At 45.3% G+C, this 23922-nt stretch carries 23 protein-coding genes; 13 read left to right on the forward strand and 10 right to left on the reverse strand.

Annotation, left to right across the window (positions count from 1 at the left end; translation table 11 throughout):
- Positions 1–13: 13 nt before the first annotated feature.
- Complete coding sequence (gene recR / locus PV783_RS02375) at positions 14–634, forward strand: recombination mediator RecR (protein ID WP_079471339.1); 621 nt, start codon at positions 14–16, stop codon at positions 632–634.
- Between the two features lie 88 nt (positions 635–722).
- On the opposite strand, the gene PV783_RS02380 is transcribed toward recR, so the two are convergent.
- Positions 723–941 (reverse strand): hypothetical protein, encoded by a 219-nt coding sequence (locus PV783_RS02380; RefSeq protein WP_079471340.1) that lies wholly within the window; start codon positions 939–941, stop codon positions 723–725.
- A gap of 423 nt (positions 942–1364) precedes the next feature.
- On the opposite strand from PV783_RS02380, the gene PV783_RS02385 reads away from it, so the two are divergent.
- From PV783_RS02385 to PV783_RS02410, 6 genes are all read left to right on the forward strand, one after another.
- The gene (locus PV783_RS02385; RefSeq protein ID WP_079471341.1) at positions 1365–2381 is read left to right on the forward strand and encodes a homocysteine S-methyltransferase family protein; all 1017 of its coding nucleotides are present in this window, start codon (positions 1365–1367) and stop codon (positions 2379–2381) included.
- 45 nt (positions 2382–2426) lie between these two features.
- Positions 2427–5192, forward strand: a complete 2766-nt coding sequence (gene metH / locus PV783_RS02390) for a methionine synthase (RefSeq protein WP_079471342.1) — start codon at positions 2427–2429, stop codon at positions 5190–5192.
- A 126-nt stretch (positions 5193–5318) separates the two neighbouring features.
- On the forward strand, positions 5319–6083 hold the full coding sequence (locus tag PV783_RS02395; protein WP_420987007.1) for an exodeoxyribonuclease III: 765 nt from the start codon (positions 5319–5321) through the stop codon (positions 6081–6083).
- A gap of 12 nt (positions 6084–6095) precedes the next feature.
- On the forward strand, positions 6096–6398 hold the full coding sequence (locus PV783_RS02400) for a DUF4286 family protein (protein ID WP_420987008.1): 303 nt from the start codon (positions 6096–6098) through the stop codon (positions 6396–6398).
- Positions 6399–6714: 316 nt separating this feature from the next.
- Entirely contained in the window at positions 6715–6984 is a 270-nt protein-coding gene (locus tag PV783_RS02405) for an HU family DNA-binding protein (RefSeq protein WP_029465307.1), read from the forward strand.
- 152 nt (positions 6985–7136) lie between these two features.
- On the forward strand, positions 7137–7256 hold the full coding sequence (locus tag PV783_RS02410) for a 30S ribosomal protein THX (protein WP_079471345.1): 120 nt from the start codon (positions 7137–7139) through the stop codon (positions 7254–7256).
- A gap of 75 nt (positions 7257–7331) precedes the next feature.
- On the opposite strand, the gene pdxH is transcribed toward PV783_RS02410, so the two are convergent.
- The gene (gene pdxH / locus PV783_RS02415) at positions 7332–7979 is read right to left on the reverse strand and encodes a pyridoxamine 5'-phosphate oxidase (protein WP_420987009.1); all 648 of its coding nucleotides are present in this window, start codon (positions 7977–7979) and stop codon (positions 7332–7334) included.
- A gap of 85 nt (positions 7980–8064) precedes the next feature.
- On the opposite strand from pdxH, the gene PV783_RS02420 reads away from it, so the two are divergent.
- On the forward strand, positions 8065–9183 hold the full coding sequence (locus PV783_RS02420) for a DUF3298 and DUF4163 domain-containing protein (protein ID WP_159454371.1): 1119 nt from the start codon (positions 8065–8067) through the stop codon (positions 9181–9183).
- A gap of 68 nt (positions 9184–9251) precedes the next feature.
- On the opposite strand, the gene pyrH is transcribed toward PV783_RS02420, so the two are convergent.
- From pyrH to PV783_RS02460, 8 genes are all read right to left on the reverse strand, one after another.
- Positions 9252–9965, reverse strand: coding sequence for a UMP kinase (gene pyrH, locus PV783_RS02425; RefSeq protein ID WP_079471347.1), 714 nt, complete (start codon positions 9963–9965; stop codon positions 9252–9254).
- Between the two features lie 201 nt (positions 9966–10166).
- Entirely contained in the window at positions 10167–10991 is an 825-nt protein-coding gene (tsf, locus tag PV783_RS02430) for a translation elongation factor Ts (protein WP_079471348.1), read from the reverse strand.
- 132 nt (positions 10992–11123) lie between these two features.
- On the reverse strand, positions 11124–12119 hold the full coding sequence (rpsB, locus tag PV783_RS02435) for a 30S ribosomal protein S2 (RefSeq protein WP_079471349.1): 996 nt from the start codon (positions 12117–12119) through the stop codon (positions 11124–11126).
- 92 nt (positions 12120–12211) lie between these two features.
- Positions 12212–12601 carry a 30S ribosomal protein S9 gene (gene rpsI / locus PV783_RS02440; RefSeq protein WP_079471350.1) on the reverse strand — a complete coding sequence of 130 codons (390 nt, stop codon included), beginning with the start codon at positions 12599–12601 and terminating at the stop codon, positions 12212–12214.
- A 14-nt stretch (positions 12602–12615) separates the two neighbouring features.
- Positions 12616–13059, reverse strand: a complete 444-nt coding sequence (gene rplM / locus PV783_RS02445) for a 50S ribosomal protein L13 (RefSeq protein ID WP_079471351.1) — start codon at positions 13057–13059, stop codon at positions 12616–12618.
- Positions 13060–13326: 267 nt separating this feature from the next.
- Complete coding sequence (locus tag PV783_RS02450; RefSeq protein ID WP_420987010.1) at positions 13327–14703, reverse strand: RagB/SusD family nutrient uptake outer membrane protein; 1377 nt, start codon at positions 14701–14703, stop codon at positions 13327–13329.
- 53 nt (positions 14704–14756) lie between these two features.
- Entirely contained in the window at positions 14757–17822 is a 3066-nt protein-coding gene (locus PV783_RS02455) for a SusC/RagA family TonB-linked outer membrane protein (RefSeq protein ID WP_420987011.1), read from the reverse strand.
- 273 nt (positions 17823–18095) lie between these two features.
- Positions 18096–18788 carry a zinc metallopeptidase gene (locus PV783_RS02460; protein ID WP_336387581.1) on the reverse strand — a complete coding sequence of 231 codons (693 nt, stop codon included), beginning with the start codon at positions 18786–18788 and terminating at the stop codon, positions 18096–18098.
- Between the two features lie 560 nt (positions 18789–19348).
- Between PV783_RS02460 and radA the strand changes: the two genes are divergently transcribed.
- From radA to PV783_RS02485, 5 genes are all read left to right on the forward strand, one after another.
- Entirely contained in the window at positions 19349–20725 is a 1377-nt protein-coding gene (radA, locus tag PV783_RS02465) for a DNA repair protein RadA (protein ID WP_079471773.1), read from the forward strand.
- A 25-nt stretch (positions 20726–20750) separates the two neighbouring features.
- Positions 20751–21440, forward strand: a complete 690-nt coding sequence (locus PV783_RS02470) for a ComF family protein (protein WP_420987012.1) — start codon at positions 20751–20753, stop codon at positions 21438–21440.
- Positions 21441–21535: 95 nt separating this feature from the next.
- Positions 21536–22057 carry a glutathione peroxidase gene (locus PV783_RS02475; protein WP_111577280.1) on the forward strand — a complete coding sequence of 174 codons (522 nt, stop codon included), beginning with the start codon at positions 21536–21538 and terminating at the stop codon, positions 22055–22057.
- A gap of 118 nt (positions 22058–22175) precedes the next feature.
- Positions 22176–22727 carry a hypothetical protein gene (locus PV783_RS02480; protein ID WP_420987013.1) on the forward strand — a complete coding sequence of 184 codons (552 nt, stop codon included), beginning with the start codon at positions 22176–22178 and terminating at the stop codon, positions 22725–22727.
- Between the two features lie 24 nt (positions 22728–22751).
- Positions 22752–23891: an ATP-binding protein gene (locus PV783_RS02485; protein ID WP_079471358.1), complete on the forward strand. Its 1140-nt coding sequence runs from the start codon at positions 22752–22754 to the stop codon at positions 23889–23891.
- Positions 23892–23922 lie beyond the last annotated feature (31 nt).

Raw genomic sequence — 23922 nt, forward strand, 5'->3', positions numbered from 1 at the left:
CTAACTTTGCACTATGATATTTTCCTCTGCGCTGATAGAAAACGCGGTAAATGAATTTGCCAAACTGCCGGGCATCGGTAAAAAAACCGCCCTGCGGCTGGTGTTGCACCTGCTGAAGCAGGAAACAGCCCAGGTGGAACAGTTTGGGGATGTGATAGCACGGATGCGGCAACAGATACAGTTCTGTAAGGTTTGTCACAATGTGTCGGATGCGGAAGTATGCAGCATCTGCAGCAGTCATTCCCGGCAAAAGCAGGTGGTATGTGTGGTGGAAAGCATCCGCGATGTGATGGCCATTGAAAATACGCAGCAGTTCAATGGCTTATACCATGTACTGGGTGGAATCATTTCTCCTATTGATGGTATTGGTCCTGATCAGCTGAATATTCATTCGCTGGTAGAAAGAGTTCAGTATCAGGGAGTAGAAGAAGTGATTATGGCTGTAAGTCCTACTATTGAAGGGGATACTACTATTTACTATCTCTCTAAAAAATTAAAAGAATTCCCGGTAAAAATTACCACTATTGCCCGTGGTATTGCCTTTGGGGGAGAGCTGGAATATGCAGATGAGATGACGCTGGCCAGGTCTATCAGCAACCGGTTACCGCTGGAAAGCTATGTACAGAACAAATAAATAACTTCCTGAAGTGATATAAAAAAAATACGGGTGCTCAATAGCACCCGTCTTCGTTTAACCTGTAATTCCACGTTATGAAAAGTTGTCAGACAGCATCCTTTGAAGGATGGTCCGGAAATATTGTATGATTGGTTTCTGATTCCTGTTGTTGTTGCAGCTCTTTCCACCGCTGCATTTCATATTTATTCAAGAAGCATACCTTAAACACTTCAGACTGGTTTCCGTTGCCGGATTGGGGCACTGGTTGTAATCCCAGGCTTGCCAGGTGCTGATGCAGGGTATGAATATGTTCTGATATAGTCATGACTGACGTTAGTTTTGTTGTAATAAAATATTTGAGAAGAACTAATGATGAATCTGTTAATTGCAGCAACGGCAACTACAAGGAGTGCAGGCAAAGGGCTGGTGGGAGGCCATAACCGGGTAAATCACTATATTTCTATCATTTTGTTGCATTGTATCTTTCTATTACCCTACAAATATAGTAGACTTTGTAGACTACTTCCAAATTAAATTTATAGGTATAAACAAAATCTATATTTATTTATAGAGATATATAGCCTGAAAAAGAGCAGATCAAAGCCGGGCAGATCCCGGAATCCACGCAAATCACAAAACAATAAATTAGCTGGGAAAAGGTTATATTTGTGGACTCGTTCAGGGTGGATTTGTTTATTGTTCGACCCTGTTCTTTTCTTAACTGTAACTAATAAACGCCTTGATAAATATGAAATCTTTACAAGACTGCGCCAATGAGCGCATACTTATTATCGATGGTGCAATGGGCACCATGATTCAACGATATCAACTCCAGGAATCCGACTACAGGGGCACCCGCTTTGCTAACTATCCCAGTGATCTTAAAGGCAATAACGACCTCCTTAATCTTACACAGCCTCATATTATTGAAGCCATTCACAAGGAGTACCTGGAAGCCGGGGCTGACATTATTGAAACCAATACTTTCAGCAGCACTTCTATTGCTATGGCCGACTACGATATGCAGGCACTGGCCTATGAGCTGAATGTAGCCGCTGCACAGATAGCCAAAAGAGCTACTGCAGAGTATACCGCTAAAAACCCCGACAAGCCCCGTTTTGTGGCTGGCGCCATAGGGCCCATGAATAAAACCCTGTCGTTGTCGCCGGATGTAAATAATCCCGGGTTCCGCTCCGTATACTTCGACGAAGTGGCCGCAGCCTACGAAGAACAGGTGCGTGGCCTCTCTGAAGGCGGTGTGGATATCCTCCTGATAGAAACCATTTTTGATACGCTGAACTGCAAAGCAGCGATCTATGCCATCAAGAAGTACTACCGCGAATCGGGGAAACCCCAGATCCCGGTAATGATTTCCGGTACCATCACAGACGCCTCCGGCAGAACCCTCAGCGGGCAAACCCTGGAAGCATTCTATATCTCTGTGATGCACGCCAATCCGTTCTCCATCGGTTTAAACTGCGCCTTAGGCGGTCAGCAGATGCGCCCCTATGTAGAGGAGCTTTCCAACATAGCCAGTTGCTACGTTAGCTGCTACCCCAACGCCGGCTTACCAAATGCCTTCGGGGAATATGATGAGGAACCGGAAGATACCGCCTGCATTATTGAAGACTTTGCCGCCTCCGGCTTTGTTAACATAGTAGGTGGCTGCTGCGGTACCACTCCTGATCATATACGCCACATTGCAGAACATGTGAAACATATCAAACCACGCCTCAAACCCGTATTAGCCGAAACACTCGCCTGATCAAACCGTGGCAGGTTTTCTATTCAAACATCACTTACAGCAGAAATGAGCGAAACAACTATAAATAATACAGATACCGCCAACGAACCTATTGTCAGCGAAGAACGCAGGGTAATCAAACCCTTTATGCGCCTGAGCGGATTGGAACCTTTGGTGGTAAGACCTGAAACCAACTTCATTAACGTAGGGGAACGTACCAACGTAACCGGCTCCAAGAAATTTGCCCGCCTCGTAAGAGAAGGACTGTTCGAAGAAGCCCTGTCTGTTGCCCGTCAGCAGGTGGAAAGCGGTGCGCAGATCCTCGACGTAAACATGGACGATGCCCTGCTCGACGGGGAAACCGCCATGTCTACCTTCCTGAACCTCCTGGCAGGAGAACCGGATATTTCCCGTATCCCGGTGATGATCGACTCCAGTAAGTTCTCCGTCATTGAAGCCGGGCTGAAATGCGTACAGGGTAAATGTATTGTGAACTCCATCAGCTTAAAGGAAGGAGAAGCCAAATTCATTGAACAGGCGCATATCTGCAAAAGCTACGGCGCTGCAGTAGTTGTAATGGCCTTCGATGAACACGGCCAGGCCGACACCGAAGAAAAAAGAGTGAGCTTCAGTCACCGCGCCTATAAAATACTCACCGAAGTAGTGGGATACGATCCCCAGGATATCATCTTCGATCCCAATATCTTCGCCATCGCCACCGGTATCGAAGAACATAATAACTACGCCGTAGAGTTCATTAACGCTACCCGTCGCATCAAACAACTGATGCCCCTGGCAAAAATCAGCGGCGGCGTAAGTAACGTATCCTTCTCTTTCCGCGGTAACGAAACCGTGAGAGAGGCCATGCACTCCGTATTCCTGTTCCATGCCATCAAAGCAGGCATGGATATGGGTATTGTGAATGCCGGGATGCTGCAGATTTATGACGACATTGAGCCAACCCTCCGCGAACTTTGTGAGGATGCCATACTAAACAGAAGAGACGACGCAACCGAAAGGCTCATACAATTCGCAGAAACCGTAAAGGCCAAAGGAAAAGTAGTAGAGAAAGATGAAACCTGGCGACTGGGCTCTGTGGAAGATCGTTTGAGCCACGCCCTCGTAAATGGTATTACAGATTATATAGATGGTGATACAGAAGAAGCGCGCCAGAAATACCCGCGTCCGCTGGATGTGATCGAAGGCCCGCTGATGGCTGGTATGAACATCGTGGGCGATCTCTTTGGCAGCGGTAAAATGTTCCTCCCGCAGGTGGTAAAAAGCGCCCGCGTGATGAAAAAATCCGTGGCCATCCTCACTCCATATATTGAAGAAGAGAAATTACGTATACAGGCCGAACATGGCGGAGAAATAAAAGCCGCCGGTAAAATTTTGCTGGCCACCGTAAAAGGCGATGTACACGATATCGGTAAAAACATTGTAGGCGTAGTACTGGCCTGCAACGGCTATGAGATCATTGACCTCGGTGTAATGGTACCGGCTGAAAAGATCCTCCAGACCGCCCGCCAGGAAAAGGTGGATATAATTGGTTTGAGTGGCCTCATCACGCCTAGTCTCGATGAAATGGTACACGTAGCCCGCGAACTGAAACGGCAGGATTTCAATATTCCGCTGATCATCGGAGGCGCCACTACCAGCCGTACACATACGGCTGTTAAAATAGCCCAGGAATATGCGCATGGCGTAGTACACGTACTGGACGCGTCCCGCAGCGTAACCGTTACCGGCAGCCTGCTTAACAAAGCGCTGAAACCCGACTTCCTGGCCGGTATACAAACTGAATATCAAAAGCTGAACGAAGCTTTCAAGAATAAAAAACAAACCAAGCAATTCCTCCCGATTGCTGCAGCACAGGCCAACAAAACCGTCATTAACTGGGATACCTTTACCCCGGTAAAGCCTAAAATGACCGGTGTGATGAAGTTTGAGAACTACGACCTCGGGGAAATTGCGAAGTATATCGACTGGCAGCCATTCTTCATTGCCTGGGAACTGCATGGTAAATTCCCGCAGATCCTTACCGATGAAGTAGTGGGCGTAGAAGCCACCCGCCTGTTTAATGATGCAAAGGAATTATTAAACAAAGTGATTGAAGAAAAATGGCTGGGCGCCAATGCTGTTATTGGGCTCTATCCCGCCAGCAGAGTGGCCGCAGATTCCGTGATGGTAACACCCGAACAACCGGACATTAAACCGGTACAGCTGGAATTCCTGCGTCAGCAGGTAAAGAAAGCACCGGGGCAGCCGAACCTTTCCCTCGCCGATTTCATTGCTCCTGCCGAATCCGGCAAAACCGATTATATCGGCGGCTTTGCGGTAACCACCGGCGTAGGCATTGAAAAGTGGCTCGATAAATTCAAAGCAGAACACGACGACTATAACAGCATCATGCTGAAAGCACTGGCCGACAGGCTCGCCGAAGCCTTTGCAGAACTGATGCACGAACGGGTACGTAAAGAGTTCTGGGGATATGCTACAGAAGAACACCTGAGCAACGAAGACCTTATCAAAGAAGCCTATGCAGGTATCCGTCCGGCGCCGGGATATCCCGCCTGCCCTGACCATACCGAAAAGTGGAAATTGTTTGATCTGCTGAACGCCACCGAGAATACTGGTATTACCCTTACCGAATCACTGGCCATGTATCCCGCTTCCAGCGTGAGCGGCTGGTATTTCGCCAACCCGGAAGGTAAATATTTCGGTCTCGGAAAAATTGAAAAAGACCAGGTAACAGACTATGCTGCCCGTAAGAACTGGACAGTGGAAGAAGCCGAACAGTGGCTCCGTCCGAACCTCGAATACGATATCTAAAAGCATTACAGCCTGAATTGTTACGGATCTGTGGAGGGATAACAGCGGAATTTTTCGCCTTTATTATCTGACCACAGGTCCGTAATTCGTAAATTTAAGGAGGTAATTCCCTAAACAACACCCAACATGAGAATCATATCTTACAATGTGAATGGCCTGAGGTCAGCCATGACTAAAGGTTTTACAGAATGGTTACAAACAGATCCCGCTGATATTATCTGCCTGCAGGAAATAAAGGCCCACCAGGAAAATATCGACTTTCAGCAATTCGACAATCTCGGCTATGCACATTACTGGTACCCTGCGCAAAAGAAAGGGTACAGCGGTGTAGCAGTGCTCACCCGTATTAAACCCGACTTTGTACAATATGGTAGTGGCCACGGCCAGAGCGACCTCGAAGGCCGCTTTATAAGGCTTGATTTCGGCGATATTACCCTGATCAATACTTACTTCCCCTCCGGTACCAGCGGCGACCTGCGGCAGACCTATAAATACCAGTGGCTGGAAGAGTTCTTTCAATACCTCGAAGAACTGAAGAAAACCCGCCCCAACCTGGTTGTATGCGGCGATTACAATATTTGTCACAAGCCAATAGATATCCATGACCCCGTGGGCAATAAAAACTCCACCGGTTTCCTGCCTGAAGAACGCGCATGGATGGACCGTTTCTTTGAAAGCGGCTTTGTAGACAGCTTCCGTCATTTTAATACAGATCCTCATCAGTACAGCTGGTGGAGCTTCCGGGCCAATGCGAGAAACAATAACAAGGGCTGGCGTATCGACTATATCAACGTATCCGCACCATTGAAAGGGCTGCTGAAACATGCCACTATTTATCAACAGGTAAAACACTCAGATCATTGTCCGGTGTTCGTGGAGCTGGCAGTATAAATAAAGAGGCGTATGATTATATATAATGTAACCACCAAAGTGGCCACAGATACATCTTTACGGTGGCTGCAATGGTTGCGGGAAGAACATATTCCGGCGATGCTGGCTACGGGATTATTCCGTGATTACCGCATCAGCCGCCTGCTGGAGCAGGATGATGAAGAGGGTCCCACCTATGTTGTGCAATATTTTGCAGACAGCCTGGACGACTATCAATCCTTCGCAGACCAGTACCAACAGGCCCTGCGGCAAAGAGGATATGAGCTTTTCGGTGATCGTTTTATTGCGTTTACAACCGTAATGGAGGTGCTTTAAGTAAGGGATCTTTACTAAACTTATCCACAGGAAATCCACTATTTTCGGGGCATCCGGACTTTGGTACAATAGTTGGCTCAAACCCGCGTTAATAGTAAAAAAGCAGGCAAACATGCCACGGTACAGGGTTCTATGCGATCCTGCTAAAAGGTTGTCCTTTAGCACGTAAAAGACCAATCAGCTGTAACCGTTACCAGTAGCGTTTTTCAGCCTATAAAATTTTCTATAAAAAAGCTGTAAAAAATTTGGTAATCTGATAAAACGCGCTATATTTGCTCACATCAAACATTTTTTCACTAGTTAAATCTTACTAACTATGAACAAAGCCGAATTAATCGACAAGCTTGCTAAAGATGCAGCTATTACCAAAACCCAGGCTAACGAAGCTCTGGACTCTTTCACCAAAGCTGTTGCTGATACCCTGAAAAAAGGTGGTAAAGTAACTTTGGTTGGTTTCGGTACTTTCTCCGTTTCTAAACGTGCTGCACGTAACGGTAGAAACCCACAAACCGGTCAGATCATCAAGATCAAAGCTAAGAAAGTTGCTAAGTTCAAGGCTGGTAAAGCTTTATCCGACAAGCTCTAATCAGTTAACACAACTTATTCAAGCAAGGAACAGTTATGTTTCTTGCTTTTTTTTTATATCAAACGGCCAGTACTACGCTATTTCATCGAATTACAGTATTTTGCAGCCTGATAACATCATATTTAACAACAACAAACTTCAAATTATTCGTTATGGGTAGAGGAGATATTAAAACCAAAAAAGGTAAGATCTTCAGTAAATCTTTCGGTAAGGTTAGATCTGCAAAGACCAGAAAAAATACTGCCGCAAAAGCTGCTGCACCAAAAGCTTAATTTTACGCTTTTAGTAAAATGCCGCTAAGATTATTCACATAATCTTAGCGGCATTTTTATTTGGAAGATGGATTGTCAAGGCGCCAGGCGCTCAATTTTCCAGCCACCTTCAGGTGTTAATGTATACAGGATCCTGTCGTGCAACCGGCTGCTTCTCCCCTGCCAGAATTCCATCACCTGTGGCTTCACTATATAACCTCCCCAGTAATCAGGTCTCTGGGGGGCCTCCTGCTGATATTTTGCCGCTACCTGGTCTACCTGTTCTTCCAGGAAAGATCGGCCCGGAATGACCTTGCTCTGTGGCGAGGCAATGGCACCGATCCGGCTGCCCTCCGGCCGGCTGTTGTAATACTCATTACTTACCGATACCGGCGCCTTACTAACGGTACCCTCTATACGAACCTGCCGCTCCAGCTCCCGCCAGAAGAACAACAGACTAACATGCGGATTCAGCGCCAGCTCCTGCCCCTTGCGGCTTTCGTAGTTGGTAAAAAACAAAAAGCCATCGTCATCAAAACTCTTTAATAATACAATCCTTGCAGACGGACGGCCATCTGGCGTACTGGTGGCCAGCGTCATGGCATTGGCTTCATCAATTTCACTGCTGATAGCATCGTGCCACCATTTCCCAAACTGGGACAAGGGATAAGGCGCTACCTCACTTTCATCCAGGGAAGCCAGCTTATAATCTTTTCGTAAATCAGCTATTTTCTGGTTCAACATGGTCTGTTATTTTTATGATTCAAACGGGTCCTCAAAGGTATGGAAGGATAATAGTAATTTTGAGGTACCTGATATAAATCATACTATGAAAAGAGTTTCTCTACTGGTACTGCTGATAGCTGTTGCACTACTCTCCTGTCACACAAGAAATAACAACAATGGCAAGGCACCGGCTAACACCGCCAACATCATTGTACCACTGGCTTCTACCCCCCTTTTCTATACCCAGCTCAAAGGAAAACTGGGCAATAAGGAAATTACCATGCAATTGCTGAAAACCGCGCCCCACCTGTTCCGCGGCTACTATTGCGACGATAGCACCGGGCAACCCATTTCTTTATGGGGCACCCTGGATTCTACCCTGGTGAATATTTATGAAGAAACCAATAACAGCTCGGAAGACCGTCTCTTCAGCGGTTATTTTTCTGATGATGGAAAATTTAAAGGCGTGTGGCATGGTGATGGCACCTCTTATCATTTTGAACTGCATACCGATCTGAAAAACGCTGTACCGCTGAAAGTATTCTACCAGATCGATTCTGCACGGCTGGCGCCATCCATATCCAAATCGCCGGTAGGCACCGTGTCCAACAGTATCATCTGGCCCGACTCCCTGGTGGATAGCACCATCGCCCGGTTTATTATAGGCCAGGTAACAGGAAACAGCCGCGCTACCGACCCGCAGAAATTCCTGCGAAAAGGAATCGACTCCTTTATCCTGAGCTACCGCTATTCGGCTAAAGATGCCGACAGCACAGAGTTTAACGATAATACCACTGCCGTATCATGGAACTGGACTACAGATAACGATATGAAAGTGGTGTATAACACCTGGCCTTTACTGGTGATAGAAAAGTATGCATACGACTTTACCGGCGGGGCCCATGGCAACTGGGGCGCCACCTATTACACGCTGGATCTGTCTAAACGTAAAGTGCTTACTCCCGATGATATTTTTAAACCGGGTTATAAAGAAGCGCTGAGCGGGTTGCTGGACAAAGCTTTCAGAAAACGGTTCAATATGAGTGAAGAAGATGCATTGGATCAGAACCTGCTGGTAAAGAATATCCCGCCAAATAACAATATGATCGTTACCGGCAAGGGAGTAGCGTTTAGTTATGTGCCTTACGAGATCGGGCCATATGCACTGGGCCAGGTAACCCTGTACATCCCGCTTTCGGAGATGAAAAGTATATTAAAATAACCGCCGGTTGAGGGCATAAAAAAGCAGCAAAGAACAAATAGTCTCCGCTGCTTTTTTTATGCGTTTACTTATCCCTTTACTAAAGTACCCACATTTTTGCCCATGATCACGTTCAGGAGGTTACCCTGACGGTTCATATCAAACACGATAATAGGCAGCTTATTTTCCTGGCAAAGGGTAAAGGCTGTCATATCCATCACGTTGAGGGATTTCTGGTATACTTCTGAGAAAGTAATGGTTTCGTAGCGGGTGGCTGTTTTATCTTTTTCAGGATCAGCAGTATAGATTCCATCTACACGGGTTCCTTTGAGGATTACATCGGCCTGAATTTCTATAGCGCGTAAGGAGGCGGCAGTATCAGTAGTGAAGTACGGGTTACCGGTACCTCCTCCGAATATTACTACGCGGCCTTTTTCCACGTGACGGATAGCGCGGCGGCGGATATAAGGTTCTGCGATCTGTTCCATTTTGATGGCAGACTGGAGGCGGGTATAAAGACCAACTCTTTCCAGACCACTTTGGAGAGCCATACCATTGATTACGGTGGCGAGCATTCCCATGTAATCTCCCTGGGCTCTTTCAATACCGGTATCGGCTTCGTTCATTCCGCGGTAGATATTACCTCCGCCAATAACGATGGCTACCTGAACTCCCAGATCGGTAACTGCCTTAATATCGTAGGCATACTGAGATATCACCTTCGGATCAATACCATAATTTGCATCCCCCATGAGGGCCTCCCCGCTCAATTTGAGCAAAATACGCTTATACTTTGGCAACATGACGCTATAAAATATTGTAAGATTGTGATTTTCCTAATACTGATTACGGTATTCTAATATACAACTTAAATGCAGAAAGGAGGAAAGGAAGAAAAAAATGCCTTTTCTGATACCTGTTTACTGTCCTTTTATGTGTATGATTAGTTATGCGCAAAAAAAAGGAGAGAAACGAATTCTCTCCTTTTTTTTGATATGTTTTTCTTAACCTAAAGCAACTCGCTTAAAGCTGGTTACTTTCAGGTCAGCATCTACGGACTTCAGGTAATCCGCTACGGACTTGTTATTGTCCTTAACGAAAGCCTGTTGCAGCAGGGTGCTTTCTTTGAAGAATTTATTTACTTTACCGGCAGCGATCTTTTCCGCCATTTCAGCAGGTTTGCCTTCTGCTTTCACCTGTTCAACAGCGATTTCTTTTTCGCGGGCGATCAGTTCAGCAGGAACGCTATCTGCATCAACTGCGATAGGGCTCATTGCTGCGATCTGCATAGCGATATCTTTACCTACTTCTTCAGAAACAGGCTTAGAGAAAGCAACCAGTACACCCATACGGTAGTTACCGTGAATGTAAGAGGTTACGCCACCAGCTTCAACGAATTCGAATTTATTGAGGGTGATTTTTTCACCGATTTTTGCAACCTGGTCGTTTACTTTATCAGCAACGCTTGCGCCATCCAGTTGAGCAGCATTCAGGTCTTCAACGGTTTTGATACCGCTGGCCAGTGCCAGATCAACGATTGACTGTGCAAATTTTACGAAGTCTTCGTTCTTAGCAACGAAGTCAGTTTCACAACCCAGACCCACGATAACGCCGGATTTACCATCTGCCGCTGTTTTAGCGATGATAACGCCTTCTTTGGTTTCACGATCGGAACGTAAAGCGGCCACTTTCTGACCTTTCTTACGCAGGTAGTCTACTGCTTTTTCAAAATCGCCATCACTTTCTACCAGTGCCTTTCTGCAATCCATCATACCAGCACCAGTTTGCTGACGCAGTTTATTTACATCAGCTGCTGTAATTGTTGCCATGAGCTATAATTAGTTTTATGTTGTAAAAATTATTGCAAGTACTTAATCTGCTTTCAGCTATTAGCCTTTAGCTGTTAGGGACCATATTGGTTGAACTAACTGCTAAAGGCTAATAGCTAAAAGCTTAAAATATTATCTTCCGCCGCCTGGTTTTCTTGGACCGCTGCTGCCGGCGCCAGATGGACGACGTTGTCCGCCTGCTGCACCACCACCACGGTTAGCACCGCCACCGCCACGGTTAGCGCCACCGCCCTGGCCACCAGGACCACGGCCGCCGCCACCACGGTTAGCACCGCCCGGACCGCCTGGACCACGACCACCACCTGGTGCTCCTGGTTTGCGACCTCTTTCACGGTCTTCACCACCTTCAACTTCAAATTTGCGTGCTTTATCGTCTGCTTCTTCTTCTTCCTCTACTTCTTCAGATTTCTCTGTAGCTCTTTCAGAAAGACCTTCAGCGATAGCTGCGCAGATGTAGCTGGTGATGATAGCGATAGATTTAGTAGCATCGTCATTCGCAGGGATAGCGAAATCTACTTTGGTAGGATCGGAGTTGGTATCCACCATACCGAAAGTAGAGATACCCAGACGCTTAGCTTCTGCCAGTGCAATGTGTTCGTGGCTGATATCAACCATAAACAGCGCTGCCGGTACACGTGCCAGTTGGGCAATACCACCCAGCACTTTCTCCATTTTCTCTTTATCGCGGCTTAAAGTAAGACGTTCTTTCTTGGTAATGTTATCGAATGTACCGTCCTGCAGCATTTTTTCAATGCTCTGCATTTTCTTTACACTCTTACGGATCGTAGAGAAGTTGGTGAGCATACCACCTAACCATCTTTCAGTTACGAAAGGCATGTTGATGTTACGCGCAGCATCTGCCACGATTTCTTTCGCTTGCTTTTTAGTAGCAACGAACATGATCTTCTTACCGCTCTTTGCGATAGATTTCAGGGCAGCTGCTGCTTCCTGTAATCCTTCTACGGTTTTGTTCAGATCAATGATATGAATACCTTTCTTTTCTGCGAAAATATAAGGCAGCATCTTGGGATTCCACTTTTTCTTCAGGTGACCGAAGTGAACACCTGCCTCCAGTAACTGCTGCTGCAATGAGGTATTATTTTCCATGTTTATATTGCTCAATTAAAAGGATCAAATAATGTTTAGCTTTTAGCATCCGGCGAATTAGCCCGGAGCTAACGGCCAATAGCTCAAAAATATTAGCGTTTAGAGAACTGGAAGCTTCTTCTTGCTTTCGCTTTACCTGGTTTCTTACGTTCAACTCCACGTGGATCACGTTTCAGCAAACCCGCAGCTTTCAATGCAGGACGGAACTCAATGTTCACTTCGCATAAAGCACGGGCAATACCCAGCTTAATAGCTTCTGCCTGACCTTTGATACCACCACCCTGTGCATTCACTTTCACATCAAATTTATCGAGCGCCTCGATAGTTTTGAAAGGCAGTTCCACCTGGTTCTGCAGGTAGATCAAAGAAAAGTAGTTTTTATAATCTTTGTCGTTAACAGTAATGTTACCGGTACCCTTGTTGATGTAAACACGGGCAACAGCTTCCTTACGACGACCTATTGTATTTTTTTGCTTTTCCATGTATCAGAGAAAAATTAGAAAGTTAATGGTTGTGGTTTCTGCGCAGCATGAGGATGTTCAGCACCAGCATATACAAATAATTTTTTGTACATCGCACGGCCCAGACGGTTTTTAGGCAACATACCTTTAACAGCCTTTTCGATCAACACTTCAGGACGGCGACGGATCAGGTCCTTTGCTAATTCGATTCTCTGACCACCTGGGAAACCAGTGTAGTGCATGTATTCTTTTTCCTGCATTTTATTGCCGGTCAGGGCAATCTTCTCTGCATTGATCACGATGATATAATCACCACAATCAGTATGAGGTGTATAGTAAGGCTTGTTTTTACCCCTCAGGATAGCAGCCATCTTAGCAGCTACTCTTCCGAGTGTCAGGTTAGTAGCATCTACTATATGCCAGTCACGCTTTACGTAAGCGTCGTTAGCCGATTTAGTTCTGAAACTTAATGTATTCATTGTTGTATACGATAAAAATTACGTCTTGTAAACAATTCCCCGATTATGGGGAGTGCAAAGGTACATTGCTCATTCTTAATAACCATACATTTTGGGCACTTTTTTACGGATCACCCTTGCAATTGATTGATTTTCAATAAAGAATTTGTATAAAAGTTATTAACAGCAGCTATCCACACGGTTGATAACTACTTTTTTTATCATATAAGTGCATAAAAAAGCACCTGGTCAAACAACCAGGTGCCTTTTCTTAAATAGCCATATATCTTAATACCCCTGATTCTGGCTCAGGTTGGGATTTACATCTCTTTCAGATTGCGGTACCGGTAAAACCAGTTTAGGATCATTGTAGTTCAGGTTACCCACCTTCAGCTTCAAACGCTTAACCGTCCACAAACGGTCGCCTTCAAAGGCAAGCTCCCTGAATCTCTCATCCGCAAAGTCATTGGAAGTAACCACAAGCAACGGCGTGGCTTTTGCCCTGCTCCTCACCTCGTTTATATCTTCCAGCGGAGTTACACCTCCAACAGGAGCTCCGCCCTTGCGGAAGTTAGCTTCAGCCCTTGTCAGGATTACTTCAGAAAGACGAACAATAGGGATCGCCTTATACAAATCCTTGAATTTGCCGGTGTAAGTACCGGGAGCACCGGTAATGCTCACCCCGCTATATACAAAAGCCTTACGCGTATCATTGTCTTCATAACGATCCAGGAACGCAGGCAAGATCTGTGCATCCCCCCTTCCAACAGGCTTTGCAGCATAGAAAGTGGTCATACCATTGTTAGATGTACCGGCATTACTCTGCGTAGTTTGCTGGATAGTGAAAATGTCTTCAGAGGAAGCAGCTATATTATTAAATGCCTTCTCAATGGTGCTTTCCAGGTTGAAACCGCCATTAGTGATCACATCATTGGCGGCAGTAGCCGCTTCTGCATACTTTCCCTGGTTCATATACACGCGAGCCAGGAAAGCCAGCGCGGAATACTTGTTGGCACGGCCGTCATCATTAGATTCCGGTAATCCTGCAGCCGCATCTGTGAGGTCTTGTATCACCTGTTTGTATACGTTTTCAACAGAGGCTCTTGGTTTGTTATCTCTATCAGGTACATACGTTCCTACAGATTCCAGTATCAGCGGCACGGCTTCATTGGTGGTGGTATTACCGGCAGAATAAGGCTGTCCAAAGAAATTTACCAGGTCGAAATAAACGATGCCCCTGATGAATTTCGCTTCTGCTGCGATACTCTTTTGCTCACTTGTATCTACCACACTGATTTTTTCCAGCACGGTATTTACGCCTGCAATGGCAATATAGGCGCGGCCCCACATGCCTTCTGCAATGCTGAGCGTTTTATCCTGTCTTTTCTGGAATACCTGTCTGTAGTTAACAAAGGTACCTACCCATTTCAGTTGCTCATCGCCTGCCAGCAAATCAGCCACAAACAGGTTACGTTCTCCGAAAGAGTTAAAATGCTGCAACGCACTGTAACTTCCAAAGAGAACCGCTTTTACATCCTCTCCCGTGGTGATTTGTTCGGGCGTTATCTGCTGTTGAGGAAGCACATCCAGTTTTTTATTGCAACCATTACCCGCTATCAGCATAAGCCCTAACGACGCATGGATTATATATTTTGTGATTTTCATGTTTTGAGTGTTTTTAATTTACGATAACAGAACCTTTAATTACAGCTGGTCCATCAAAAACGGATATTCACGCCTGCTGTAAATGTTCTTGCCTGAGGAATGGTATAAAAGTCAACCCCACCGGAAGTATTGGTAGACGTATTTGTTTCTGATGCCAAAGGAGCTGTATTCACTTCCGGATCGCTCAGGTAATCGGTTTTAGTCCAAAGATTGTAACCTGCCACATATACTTTAATACCTTGAATCTTCAAAGCAGACATCGCTCTTTTAGGCAGGTTATAGCTCAGTGTTACATTCTTCAAACGGATATAAGAACCATTATAAATATAGCGGGAAGTTGCCTCTGCACCGGTACCATAATAGTAGCCCACCTTAGGAACATTGGTAATATCGCCAGGTTTCTGCCATCTGTTAAGGATGTCTCTTGTCTGGTTATCCAGCCCGTTTGCAAATCCTGTAGTCTGATAGATACCTGCACCGTTGTAAATGGAATTACCATTTACAAATGTGAAGAAAACACTCAGGTCAAATCCTTTGTAGGAGAAATTATTCGTGAAACCACCGGTAAAATCAGGGTTAGAATTACCCACCACCATTTTAGGCGCTTTACTGAACTCTGTTGTGGTTTTGCCACTTGAATCGAGATACAATGCTACGCCTGTTTGAGGATCTGCACCAGCAAACTTCGGTAAATAAAAAGATCCGATCGCTTCTCCTTCAACTGCACGTTGTGATCCGGTATTGATGATCTGTCCCTGGAGATCAGTGATTTTATTCTTATTGTATGCGATGTTGAAAGTAGTATTCCATTTAAATTCACCTTCCAGGTTACGGGTAGTCAGGGAAAATTCTATCCCTTTGTTTTCCATTTTTCCGAGGTTACGGTAAATGCTGGCATAACCGGTGGTAAGCGGAATATTTACACTTAGTAACAGGTCTGTTGTATTCTTTTTATAGACATCTATTTCTCCGGAAATCCTGTTATTTATAAATCCGAATTCAAGACCCGCGTCTACCTGAACTGTTTTTTCCCATTTCAGATCAGGGTTACCAATGGTTTTTGGCTGAAAACCTGGCAGATTGGGATAGTTGGTAATGTTGTACAGGGACAGGAAGCGGCTTTCACCTATTTCGGCGTTACCTGTTAAACCCGCACTGGCTCTCAACTTCAGGAAACTGAGCGCTTTTGATTCTTTCAGGAAATCTTCCTGCGAAATTACCCAGCCCAATGAACCGGCAGGAAACACACCGTATCTGTTATCCGGACCAAAACGGGAAGAACCGTCTGCCCTTATACTAAATCCTGCCAGATATTTTTCGTTATAGCTATAGTTAGCTCTGAAGAAATAAGAAAGGAAAGTATACTTGTAGTTTTCAGAACTACCGAAAGTTACTGTGGTAGCTCCTGACAGATTCTTCACCGCATCAGACGGATAACCTTCTGCCTGGATACTCGCAGAACGGTTATCATTCTGCAGATAACTCATACCTAACACCATAGACAATTTATGCTTGCCACCCAGTTCAGGATTAATGGTGAAAAAGTTGTTGGTGTTCAGGGATATACTCTGTGCATTAATGGATTGTCCTTTACCAATGCCGGCTCCATCCTGCGATAGTTTACTTTTGAAGTAATCTTCGTTCATGTTAACGATATCCGTTCCTACTTCAGAGCGGAAGTTCAGCCAAGGCAGGAATTGGTAGCTTGCATAAACATTCCCGAGAGTACGGAAAGTGATCTGTTTATCGGTATCGTATAATGCATCCAGCAAGCCGTTGTCATACAAAGTTCTTGCATTGGGCTTTCCTGTTTCAGGATCAATTAATGGAGAAATAGGTACCTGTGCCACCAGCTGACCGGGAGTAGAGAAAGAGTTATCATCCGTAACCCTGTCGAGCTGTGAACGGTTAACGCTCATGTTGATACCGATGTTCAGTTTTTCAGTAGCCTGGTGATCAAGGCTCAAACGCGCACCATAACGGGTAAACCTGTTATTGATTACTATCGCATCCTGACCGCTGTAGAAACCGGAAACAAAAAATCTTGTCTTTTCGTTACCACCAGTAGCGGAAAGGTTTACCTGGTTGGATCTTGCCACATCACGATATACCTGGTCTTCCCAGTTGGTATTTACAGCCAGGTTCCGCCAGTCGGTACCTAATGAATAATAATCCAGGATATCCGAGTCATACAATTTTGTATAGTCTTCTATAGCTTCCTGCTCGGTACCATAACCGGTATCGCCATTGGCGAAATCTGTTTTACCATCATTTACTGCTGCCTCATGGATCAGATCTATATATTCTTTTGCATTCAGGAATCCGCGCTTTTTTGTTGGCTTGGCCCAACTTGTGTTTACATCCAGGTTAAAAATTGTTTTCTGGTTAAGCTTCCCTTTTTTGGTAGTTACCAGTACCACGCCATTAGAGGCGCGGGCTCCGTAAATAGCCGATGCAGACGCATCTTTCAGTACTTCTACTGATTCAATATCATTTGGGTTAATATCAACGAGGGGATTGGTAACTTCATTATTGGCATCTGACTGGAGGCTGCTTTCAACGGGCATACCATCCACAATGTATAATGGCTGACTGCTGGCGGAGATAGAAGAGGTACCACGAATTCTTACTTTGATACCCTGTCCTACTTTACCACTACCGGATTCGATTACCACACCGGCAGCCTTACCCTGAATAGCCTGTTCAAAGCTTGGCACAGGTATATCTTCTATTTCTTTAGCGTTGATCTTGGCAATGGATCCGGTTACATCGCGTTTAAGCTGGGTTCCGTAACCTACCACCACTACTTCAGAAATGTCTTTGGTACTGCCACCCAATGCAACATTAATAGTACTTCTGCCAGAAACAGGCACTTCCTGGTCGGCATAACCAACAAATGAGAATATGAGTGTAGAAGCACCGGGTTCCACATTCAATTTAAATACACCGTCGGCGTTGGTAACGGTCCCTTCTTTAAGACCTTTCACCTTAATGGTTACACCTGGCAAGGGACTACCATCTCTCTGGTCGGTAACTTTACCGGTAACTTGTTTGGACTGGGCAAACGAAAGCATACAAAATAGCAATAGGATGCCCATAAATGAGAAGAATCGCATCATGGCTCTGAGTTTAGATTTAGATTTATTGTCAGCAGGCTGAACTATTTGGTTGAACTATTTGGTTGAATGATTTGGTTGAACAAGTGATACATTGGGCTTAATTCTCATATAAGCAAAACACCGGAAAATTGGTTGACCTTTTCCGTGGAGTAAAACTAAAAAAAAATTTCTACTTTTCTTAATTAAATGTTAAAAGAACTAAATCTAAGGGGATTTTTAAACAAAAAAAGGCAGCCATCAGGCCGCCTTTAATAATATAATAATCTTATCTAATTAGTTATTCCTGCTCCTTGCACCCGTATATATTAATACATAATATACCAGCGTGGCGATAGAAGCGAGTGCCGCTACTACATAAGTCATGGCAGCCCACCAGAGGGCATTTTTCGCCTTATCGTGTTCCTCCCTGCGCATAATGGTGGTGTTATCCAGCCAGGCCAGGGCCCTGCGGGAAGCGTCGAACTCCACGGGCAGCGTTACCACGGAAAATACGGTGGTAAGCCCAAAAAGGATAATACCCGCCAGTAACAGCTGCGGGAAGGTGTTTATGAGGAGGATACCGGCCAGCAGCACCCATGAAACGATATTGGAGCTGAACTGCACAATGGGTACCAGCCTGGACCGGAGGCCCAGCCAGGGATAGGCAGCCGCGTGCTGCACTGCGTGTCCGCACTCGTGGGCGGCCACGGCTGCAGCGGCCACATTGGCGCCGTTGTATACGTCGGGACTCAGGTTTACCGTTTTATCGGCCGGGTTGTAGTGATCGGACAGAAATCCTTCTGATTCACGTACCTGAACACCGTATATCTGATTGTCTTTCAACATCTTCTCTGCAATCTGCTTACCGGTTAAACCGGAAGAGGTGGGTATTTCGCTGTAAGCCCGGAACTTACTTTTGAGCACGAAGCTTACCAGCAGGCTGATCCCCACAAAAATCAGCGATAAAAACATGATTCCAGGTGTCATAATGATATAAAGTTAGATGATCTTATGGCACAAATATCTCACCAGATCCCCCCTTTTAAGTTTTATTTAGCACTTAACTGCCATCCCTGCTTTTTGTCCGGAAATTATAAATTTAACACTGTCATTATGGCGTTAAAATTATTTTTTACCGCAAAAAAGCGCCTGTTTGTCATTTAGAAAAATGTGTTTTATTAACATTTATTCATATACAAAAATCATCAACATCAACCCTATTTATCAACATTTTACGAGCCTCCAATGAAAGTAATATTAGATAAAAACAACCCCTGAAACAAGCGATGGCAGCCACTTTCTCAGATCCTGCCAATACCTCAAAAGTTATTCACATCAATTAAATAAACTTTTTTATTCTGAAGCCATTTTGTAATTTAGACCTGAATTTAATGGGTTAGTAAGTAGAAAGAGTCAGCGGAATCTTCCGTTTGGCTCTTTTCTCTTTTTATACCTCTTCATCTCCTTTTTTAACACTTCTCTTCTTATCATTTCGGTTCAATAAATGTAAAAACGTTACTTTGTAACGCATCTTTTTTATGAAAATTATGAGTAAAATCAGAACCGCTTTTTTCTGTCAGAATTGTGGATATGAATCAGCGAAATGGAATGGAAAATGTCCGAGTTGCGGAGAATGGAATACGTTTGTGGAAGAAAGAGTGCAAAAAGATATTCCACTCAAACAAGCCGAGTGGAAAAACAACGATACTTCTGCTCCCCGGACACACAAAATAATTAACCTCGCCGAAGTAGTTACCAAAGATGAAGAAAGGATATTAACACCCGACAATGAATTGAACCGTGTGCTGGGAGGCGGCATAGTAGCGGGTTCGCTGGTATTGGTGGGCGGAGAACCCGGCATCGGAAAATCAACACTCTTCCTCCAGAACGCACTACAGCTGAAGCATATCAAAACACTTTACATCAGCGGTGAAGAAAGTGAACAACAGATAAAAATGCGGGCCGACCGCATCCAGAATTCCAATGAACAATTCTATCTGCTCACCGAAACTTCTACACAGACAATCTTCCAGGAAATTAAAAAATTACAGCCGCAACTGGTCATTGTGGATTCTATTCAAACACTGCATTCACCATTTATAGAATCTGCACCGGGAAGCGTGTCGCAAATCAGGGAAACAACCGCCGAATTACAACGCTTCGCCAAAGAAAGTAATACGCCCGTATTCCTTATCGGACACATTACCAAAGATGGCTCCATTGCCGGCCCAAAAGTGCTGGAACACATGGTAGATACGGTTTTACAGTTTGAAGGCGACCAACATTATGCCTATCGCATTCTCCGAACCATCAAAAACAGGTTCGGTTCTACCGCAGAACTGGGCATTTATGAAATGACCGGCACAGGACTCAGACAGGTAACCAATCCTTCAGAGATCCTCATTTCACAACGGGAAGATCTCCTCAGCGGCGTAGCCATTTCGGCCACAATGGAAGGAATGCGTCCCCTCCTCGTAGAAGTACAGGCACTCGTTACGCAATCCGTTTATGGTACACCGCAACGTACTGCCACCGGCTTCGACCTGCGCAGGCTGCAACTGCTGCTGGCCGTACTCGAAAAACGCGGCGGCTTCCACTTCGGTGTAAAAGATGTGTTCCTAAATATTGCCGGCGGCATCCGCGTGGAAGACCCGGCCATTGACCTGGCGGTATTATGCGCCCTGCTTTCATCTTATGAAGACAATGCCATTTCACCCAAAATTTGTTTTTCGGGAGAAGTGGGTCTTAGCGGTGAAATAAGAGCCGTGAACCGCATTGAACAACGCATTGCAGAAGCAGAAAAACTTGGCTTCGAGAAAATATTTATCTCCCGTTACAACAAAAAAGGAATTGATTTCAGTAAATTCCATATCGAAGTAATTGCTGTAGGAAGAGTGGAAGAAGTGTACCAGCGGTTATTCTGATTACCATATCTTAAAAAACCAATCGATGCTTACCAGTTTGTTTTCCCCACTGGTTCATCTGTTCTATCCGCATTGCTGTGAGCTGTGCGGTACTGATCTGCATCAGACAGATGAACTGTTATGCCTGCGTTGTATGCAGGCGTTACCTCTCACCCATTTCCAGCGTTATCCCAACAACCCGGTAGCGCAGGTATTCAGCGGAAGGGTTTCCGTACAACAGGCCACCGCCACGTATTATTATAACCAGTCGTCCGGCCTGCAGCACCTGATTCACCGGTTTAAATACGGGCAACGTCCGGATATTGCTACCTGGCTTGGTAAACAAACCGGTTACCAGCTGCAGGAAAGTTCCTGGATCAGCAGTATCGATTTCCTGGCGCCGGTGCCTTTGAATCCCCGTAAGGAAAAGAAGCGCGGCTACAACCAGGCCACCCTCCTGGCCAATGGCATTGCACAGGTAGTACAGCTGCCGGTATACCCGGCCACCCTTCGCAGGGAACAATTCACCGCCACCCAAACAAAAAAGGGTCGAACAGACCGGTGGCAGAACGTAGCCACCGCTTTCCAGGCCAATGGCAACCTTTCAGATGGTTCACACGTACTACTGGTCGACGATGTAATTACCACAGGTGCCACCACGGAAGCCTGCTGCAGAGCCCTTCAACAGGCCGGCGCCCGGGTAAGCGTTTGTTGTCTTGCCTATGCCTGGAAATGAGAAGGCTAAATTCTTCTCTTTTTTTATCATGGGAATGCTAACTTTACAAATACAGCCCCGCGCTGTATTTTAATCTGTCTTTAAAAAAAATCTATATGTTCAGATTAGCTATACTATCAGTTGTTATGCTTTTTGCCTCCTCCCATCTTTATGATTTCAAAGTAGATGCCGTTGACGGAGGAAAAATCGATTTCTCCAAATACAAGGGAAAGAAAGTATTGATCGTGAATACTGCCTCCCTGTGTGGTAATACCCCTCAATACGAAGGCCTGGAAAAACTCTATAAGAAGTACCACGACAAATTGGTTATCGTTGGTTTCCCTGCCAATAACTTCGGTTCACAGGAACCCGGCAGCAACAAGGAAATACAACAGTTCTGCACCAAGCAGTATGCAGTAACCTTCCCGATGGCAGCCAAAATTTCCGTGAAAGGAGCAGACATTCATCCCCTGTACAAATGGTTACTGGATGAAAGTAAAGCCAAACACATGGAGCCTGCTGAAGTTACCTGGAACTTCCAGAAATACCTGCTGGATGAAAAAGGTAACCTGGTAGCTGTATTTTCTCCCAAAACACAGCCTGAGTCGGCAGAAGTGATTGCTGCAATTGAGAAGTAGCTCTTTTATTACCTACATCTGACTTTTGTGTATAAAAGAAATTTTGCAGATACTTGCGTAAACGTATATCCGTTTACGTAAGTATCCTGTTATTCATTATACAACGCGCACCGTATTCATGAAACACTACCTTGTTCCTACAAATAACGCCTTGCCGCTAATGGCATTGCTTTGCTTTTTAGTGATGCTTTCTGCGTGCCAGCACGACGTAGATCCTCCTTCGCTTTCATGTCCGGAAATGCAAATGGTTACCACCATTGGAACCAGCAACAACACCATGACCTTTAGCCGCAGCCTCCTGTTCCGTGAACGGACAGACACCGGCGGACTAAAATTCCTCAGCGTGGAAACCGTATCCGATTCCTGCAGGGTGGTATTTAACCTCACAGATGGTATGTATGACGAAGCCGGATTGAAGAATGATAGTTTGCACTTTAAAACTTATACCTATACCCGGCAGGGAATACAAACCGGCGGACTGGTGGCTGTAGCCATTAAAAACAGCAATGGCGAATTCACTTATCTGACCACAGATTCTTCCAGCGTAACAATCCGTAAAATGAATCTCCGGGCACAAACAATTTCCGGCACCTTTTATTTTACAGATAATGAGAAGAAGATCAGCGGTACCGGCACGTTTGAAAATGCCTGCTATGTATCTCTTCAATAAACCCCTTTTCGTTATCTTGCGCCCATGCTTTTTTCTGATATCATAGGACAAGGGGATGTAAAGCAACAGCTCGTTCAATCCGTACAACATAACCGGCTAAGTCATGCCATGATACTGCTTGCTCCCGAAGGTGCAGGCGGCCTTCCGCTCGGACTGGCTTTTACACAATACCTGGTTTGCGAAAACAAACAAGCACACGATGCCTGCGGCCAATGCGCTGCATGTACCAAAGCCTCTCAATTTGTACACCCGGACATTCATTACTCTTACCCGGTTATTCCACGTAAAACAGGCGACAAACCTGTGAGTACCGACTATATCACCGAATGGCGGGAATTTGTAACTACACATGCTTATGGCAATGCGTACGACTGGCTGCAGTTTATAGGCGCCGAAAACAAACAGGGTAACATTACTGCTACTGAGTGTCAGGACATTATCCATAAACTGAACCTGAAAAGTTTTGAGAGTGGTTATAAGATACTGGTGATGTGGATGCCTGAATACCTGGGCAATGAAGGTAACCGCCTGTTGAAACTGATTGAAGAACCGCCTCAGAATACCCTGTTTATCCTGATCGCGGAAAACCAGGAACAGATACTGGCCACCATCTTATCAAGAACACATCTTATCAAAATAAATCCGCTGGCAAAAGAAGACCTGGTAACAGCGTTGATCCAGAAAAGCAATGTTCCTGCAGCAAAGGCCCAACAGATGGCTACCATTACCGCAGGCAATTACCGCGAAGCCCTGTACCTGTTGCAGCATTCAGATGACGACTATCATGAATTGCTCCGCAGCTGGCTGAATCACCTGTTTACCGGTAACCGGGTGGCCCTCCAGGAATGGATCGAAGGCATCTCCAGTGCAAAAACCGGCAGGGAAAATCAAAAGCAGTTCCTCCGCTATTTCATCAACCTGCTGGAACACACGCTCCGCCTGCAATACCTGGATAAAAGCCAGCTGGCTTTTTCCACAGAAGAAATGGACTTTGCCGCCAAGCTGGCCAAACTGGCCAACCTGGACCAGATGCAGGAAATTACAGAAGCCCTGAACAACGCCAGCTACTATATAGAACGCAACGCCAACGGAAAGATGCTGTTTCATGCCCTGTCCATCAAGCTGCAATATATATTTAAAAAGAAACCTTTACCGGTTATGTAATAACCACCGGCATCCTGCGGGGCTTATCAGC

Source organism: Chitinophaga sp. CC14, assembly GCF_048957795.1.
Classification (GTDB): domain Bacteria; phylum Bacteroidota; class Bacteroidia; order Chitinophagales; family Chitinophagaceae; genus Chitinophaga; species Chitinophaga ginsengisegetis.

Bases quoted from the DNA above. Each gene is read 5' to 3' on its own strand.
- PV783_RS02405 (WP_029465307.1), top strand. From the start codon at position 6,715: ATGAACAAAGCCGAATTAATCGACAAGCTTGCTAAAGATGCAGCTATT.
- PV783_RS02450 (WP_420987010.1), bottom strand. From the start codon at position 14,703: ATGAAAATCACAAAATATATAATCCATGCGTCGTTAGGGCTTATGCTG.
- PV783_RS02400 (WP_420987008.1), top strand. From the start codon at position 6,096: ATGATTATATATAATGTAACCACCAAAGTGGCCACAGATACATCTTTA.
- PV783_RS02395 (WP_420987007.1), top strand. From the start codon at position 5,319: ATGAGAATCATATCTTACAATGTGAATGGCCTGAGGTCAGCCATGACT.
- PV783_RS02385 (WP_079471341.1), top strand. From the start codon at position 1,365: ATGAAATCTTTACAAGACTGCGCCAATGAGCGCATACTTATTATCGAT.
- PV783_RS02460 (WP_336387581.1), bottom strand. From the start codon at position 18,788: ATGACACCTGGAATCATGTTTTTATCGCTGATTTTTGTGGGGATCAGC.
- PV783_RS02485 (WP_079471358.1), top strand. From the start codon at position 22,752: ATGCTTTTTTCTGATATCATAGGACAAGGGGATGTAAAGCAACAGCTC.
- pyrH (WP_079471347.1), bottom strand. From the start codon at position 9,965: ATGTTGCCAAAGTATAAGCGTATTTTGCTCAAATTGAGCGGGGAGGCC.
- recR (WP_079471339.1), top strand. From the start codon at position 14: ATGATATTTTCCTCTGCGCTGATAGAAAACGCGGTAAATGAATTTGCC.
- PV783_RS02455 (WP_420987011.1), bottom strand. From the start codon at position 17,822: ATGATGCGATTCTTCTCATTTATGGGCATCCTATTGCTATTTTGTATG.
- metH (WP_079471342.1), top strand. From the start codon at position 2,427: ATGAGCGAAACAACTATAAATAATACAGATACCGCCAACGAACCTATT.
- pdxH (WP_420987009.1), bottom strand. From the start codon at position 7,979: ATGTTGAACCAGAAAATAGCTGATTTACGAAAAGATTATAAGCTGGCT.
- rpsB (WP_079471349.1), bottom strand. From the start codon at position 12,119: ATGGAAAATAATACCTCATTGCAGCAGCAGTTACTGGAGGCAGGTGTT.
- PV783_RS02470 (WP_420987012.1), top strand. From the start codon at position 20,751: ATGCTTACCAGTTTGTTTTCCCCACTGGTTCATCTGTTCTATCCGCAT.
- PV783_RS02480 (WP_420987013.1), top strand. From the start codon at position 22,176: ATGAAACACTACCTTGTTCCTACAAATAACGCCTTGCCGCTAATGGCA.
- PV783_RS02410 (WP_079471345.1), top strand. From the start codon at position 7,137: ATGGGTAGAGGAGATATTAAAACCAAAAAAGGTAAGATCTTCAGTAAA.
- PV783_RS02420 (WP_159454371.1), top strand. From the start codon at position 8,065: ATGAAAAGAGTTTCTCTACTGGTACTGCTGATAGCTGTTGCACTACTC.
- radA (WP_079471773.1), top strand. From the start codon at position 19,349: ATGAGTAAAATCAGAACCGCTTTTTTCTGTCAGAATTGTGGATATGAA.
- PV783_RS02475 (WP_111577280.1), top strand. From the start codon at position 21,536: ATGTTCAGATTAGCTATACTATCAGTTGTTATGCTTTTTGCCTCCTCC.
- tsf (WP_079471348.1), bottom strand. From the start codon at position 10,991: ATGGCAACAATTACAGCAGCTGATGTAAATAAACTGCGTCAGCAAACT.
- rplM (WP_079471351.1), bottom strand. From the start codon at position 13,059: ATGAATACATTAAGTTTCAGAACTAAATCGGCTAACGACGCTTACGTA.
- rpsI (WP_079471350.1), bottom strand. From the start codon at position 12,601: ATGGAAAAGCAAAAAAATACAATAGGTCGTCGTAAGGAAGCTGTTGCC.
- PV783_RS02380 (WP_079471340.1), bottom strand. From the start codon at position 941: ATGACTATATCAGAACATATTCATACCCTGCATCAGCACCTGGCAAGC.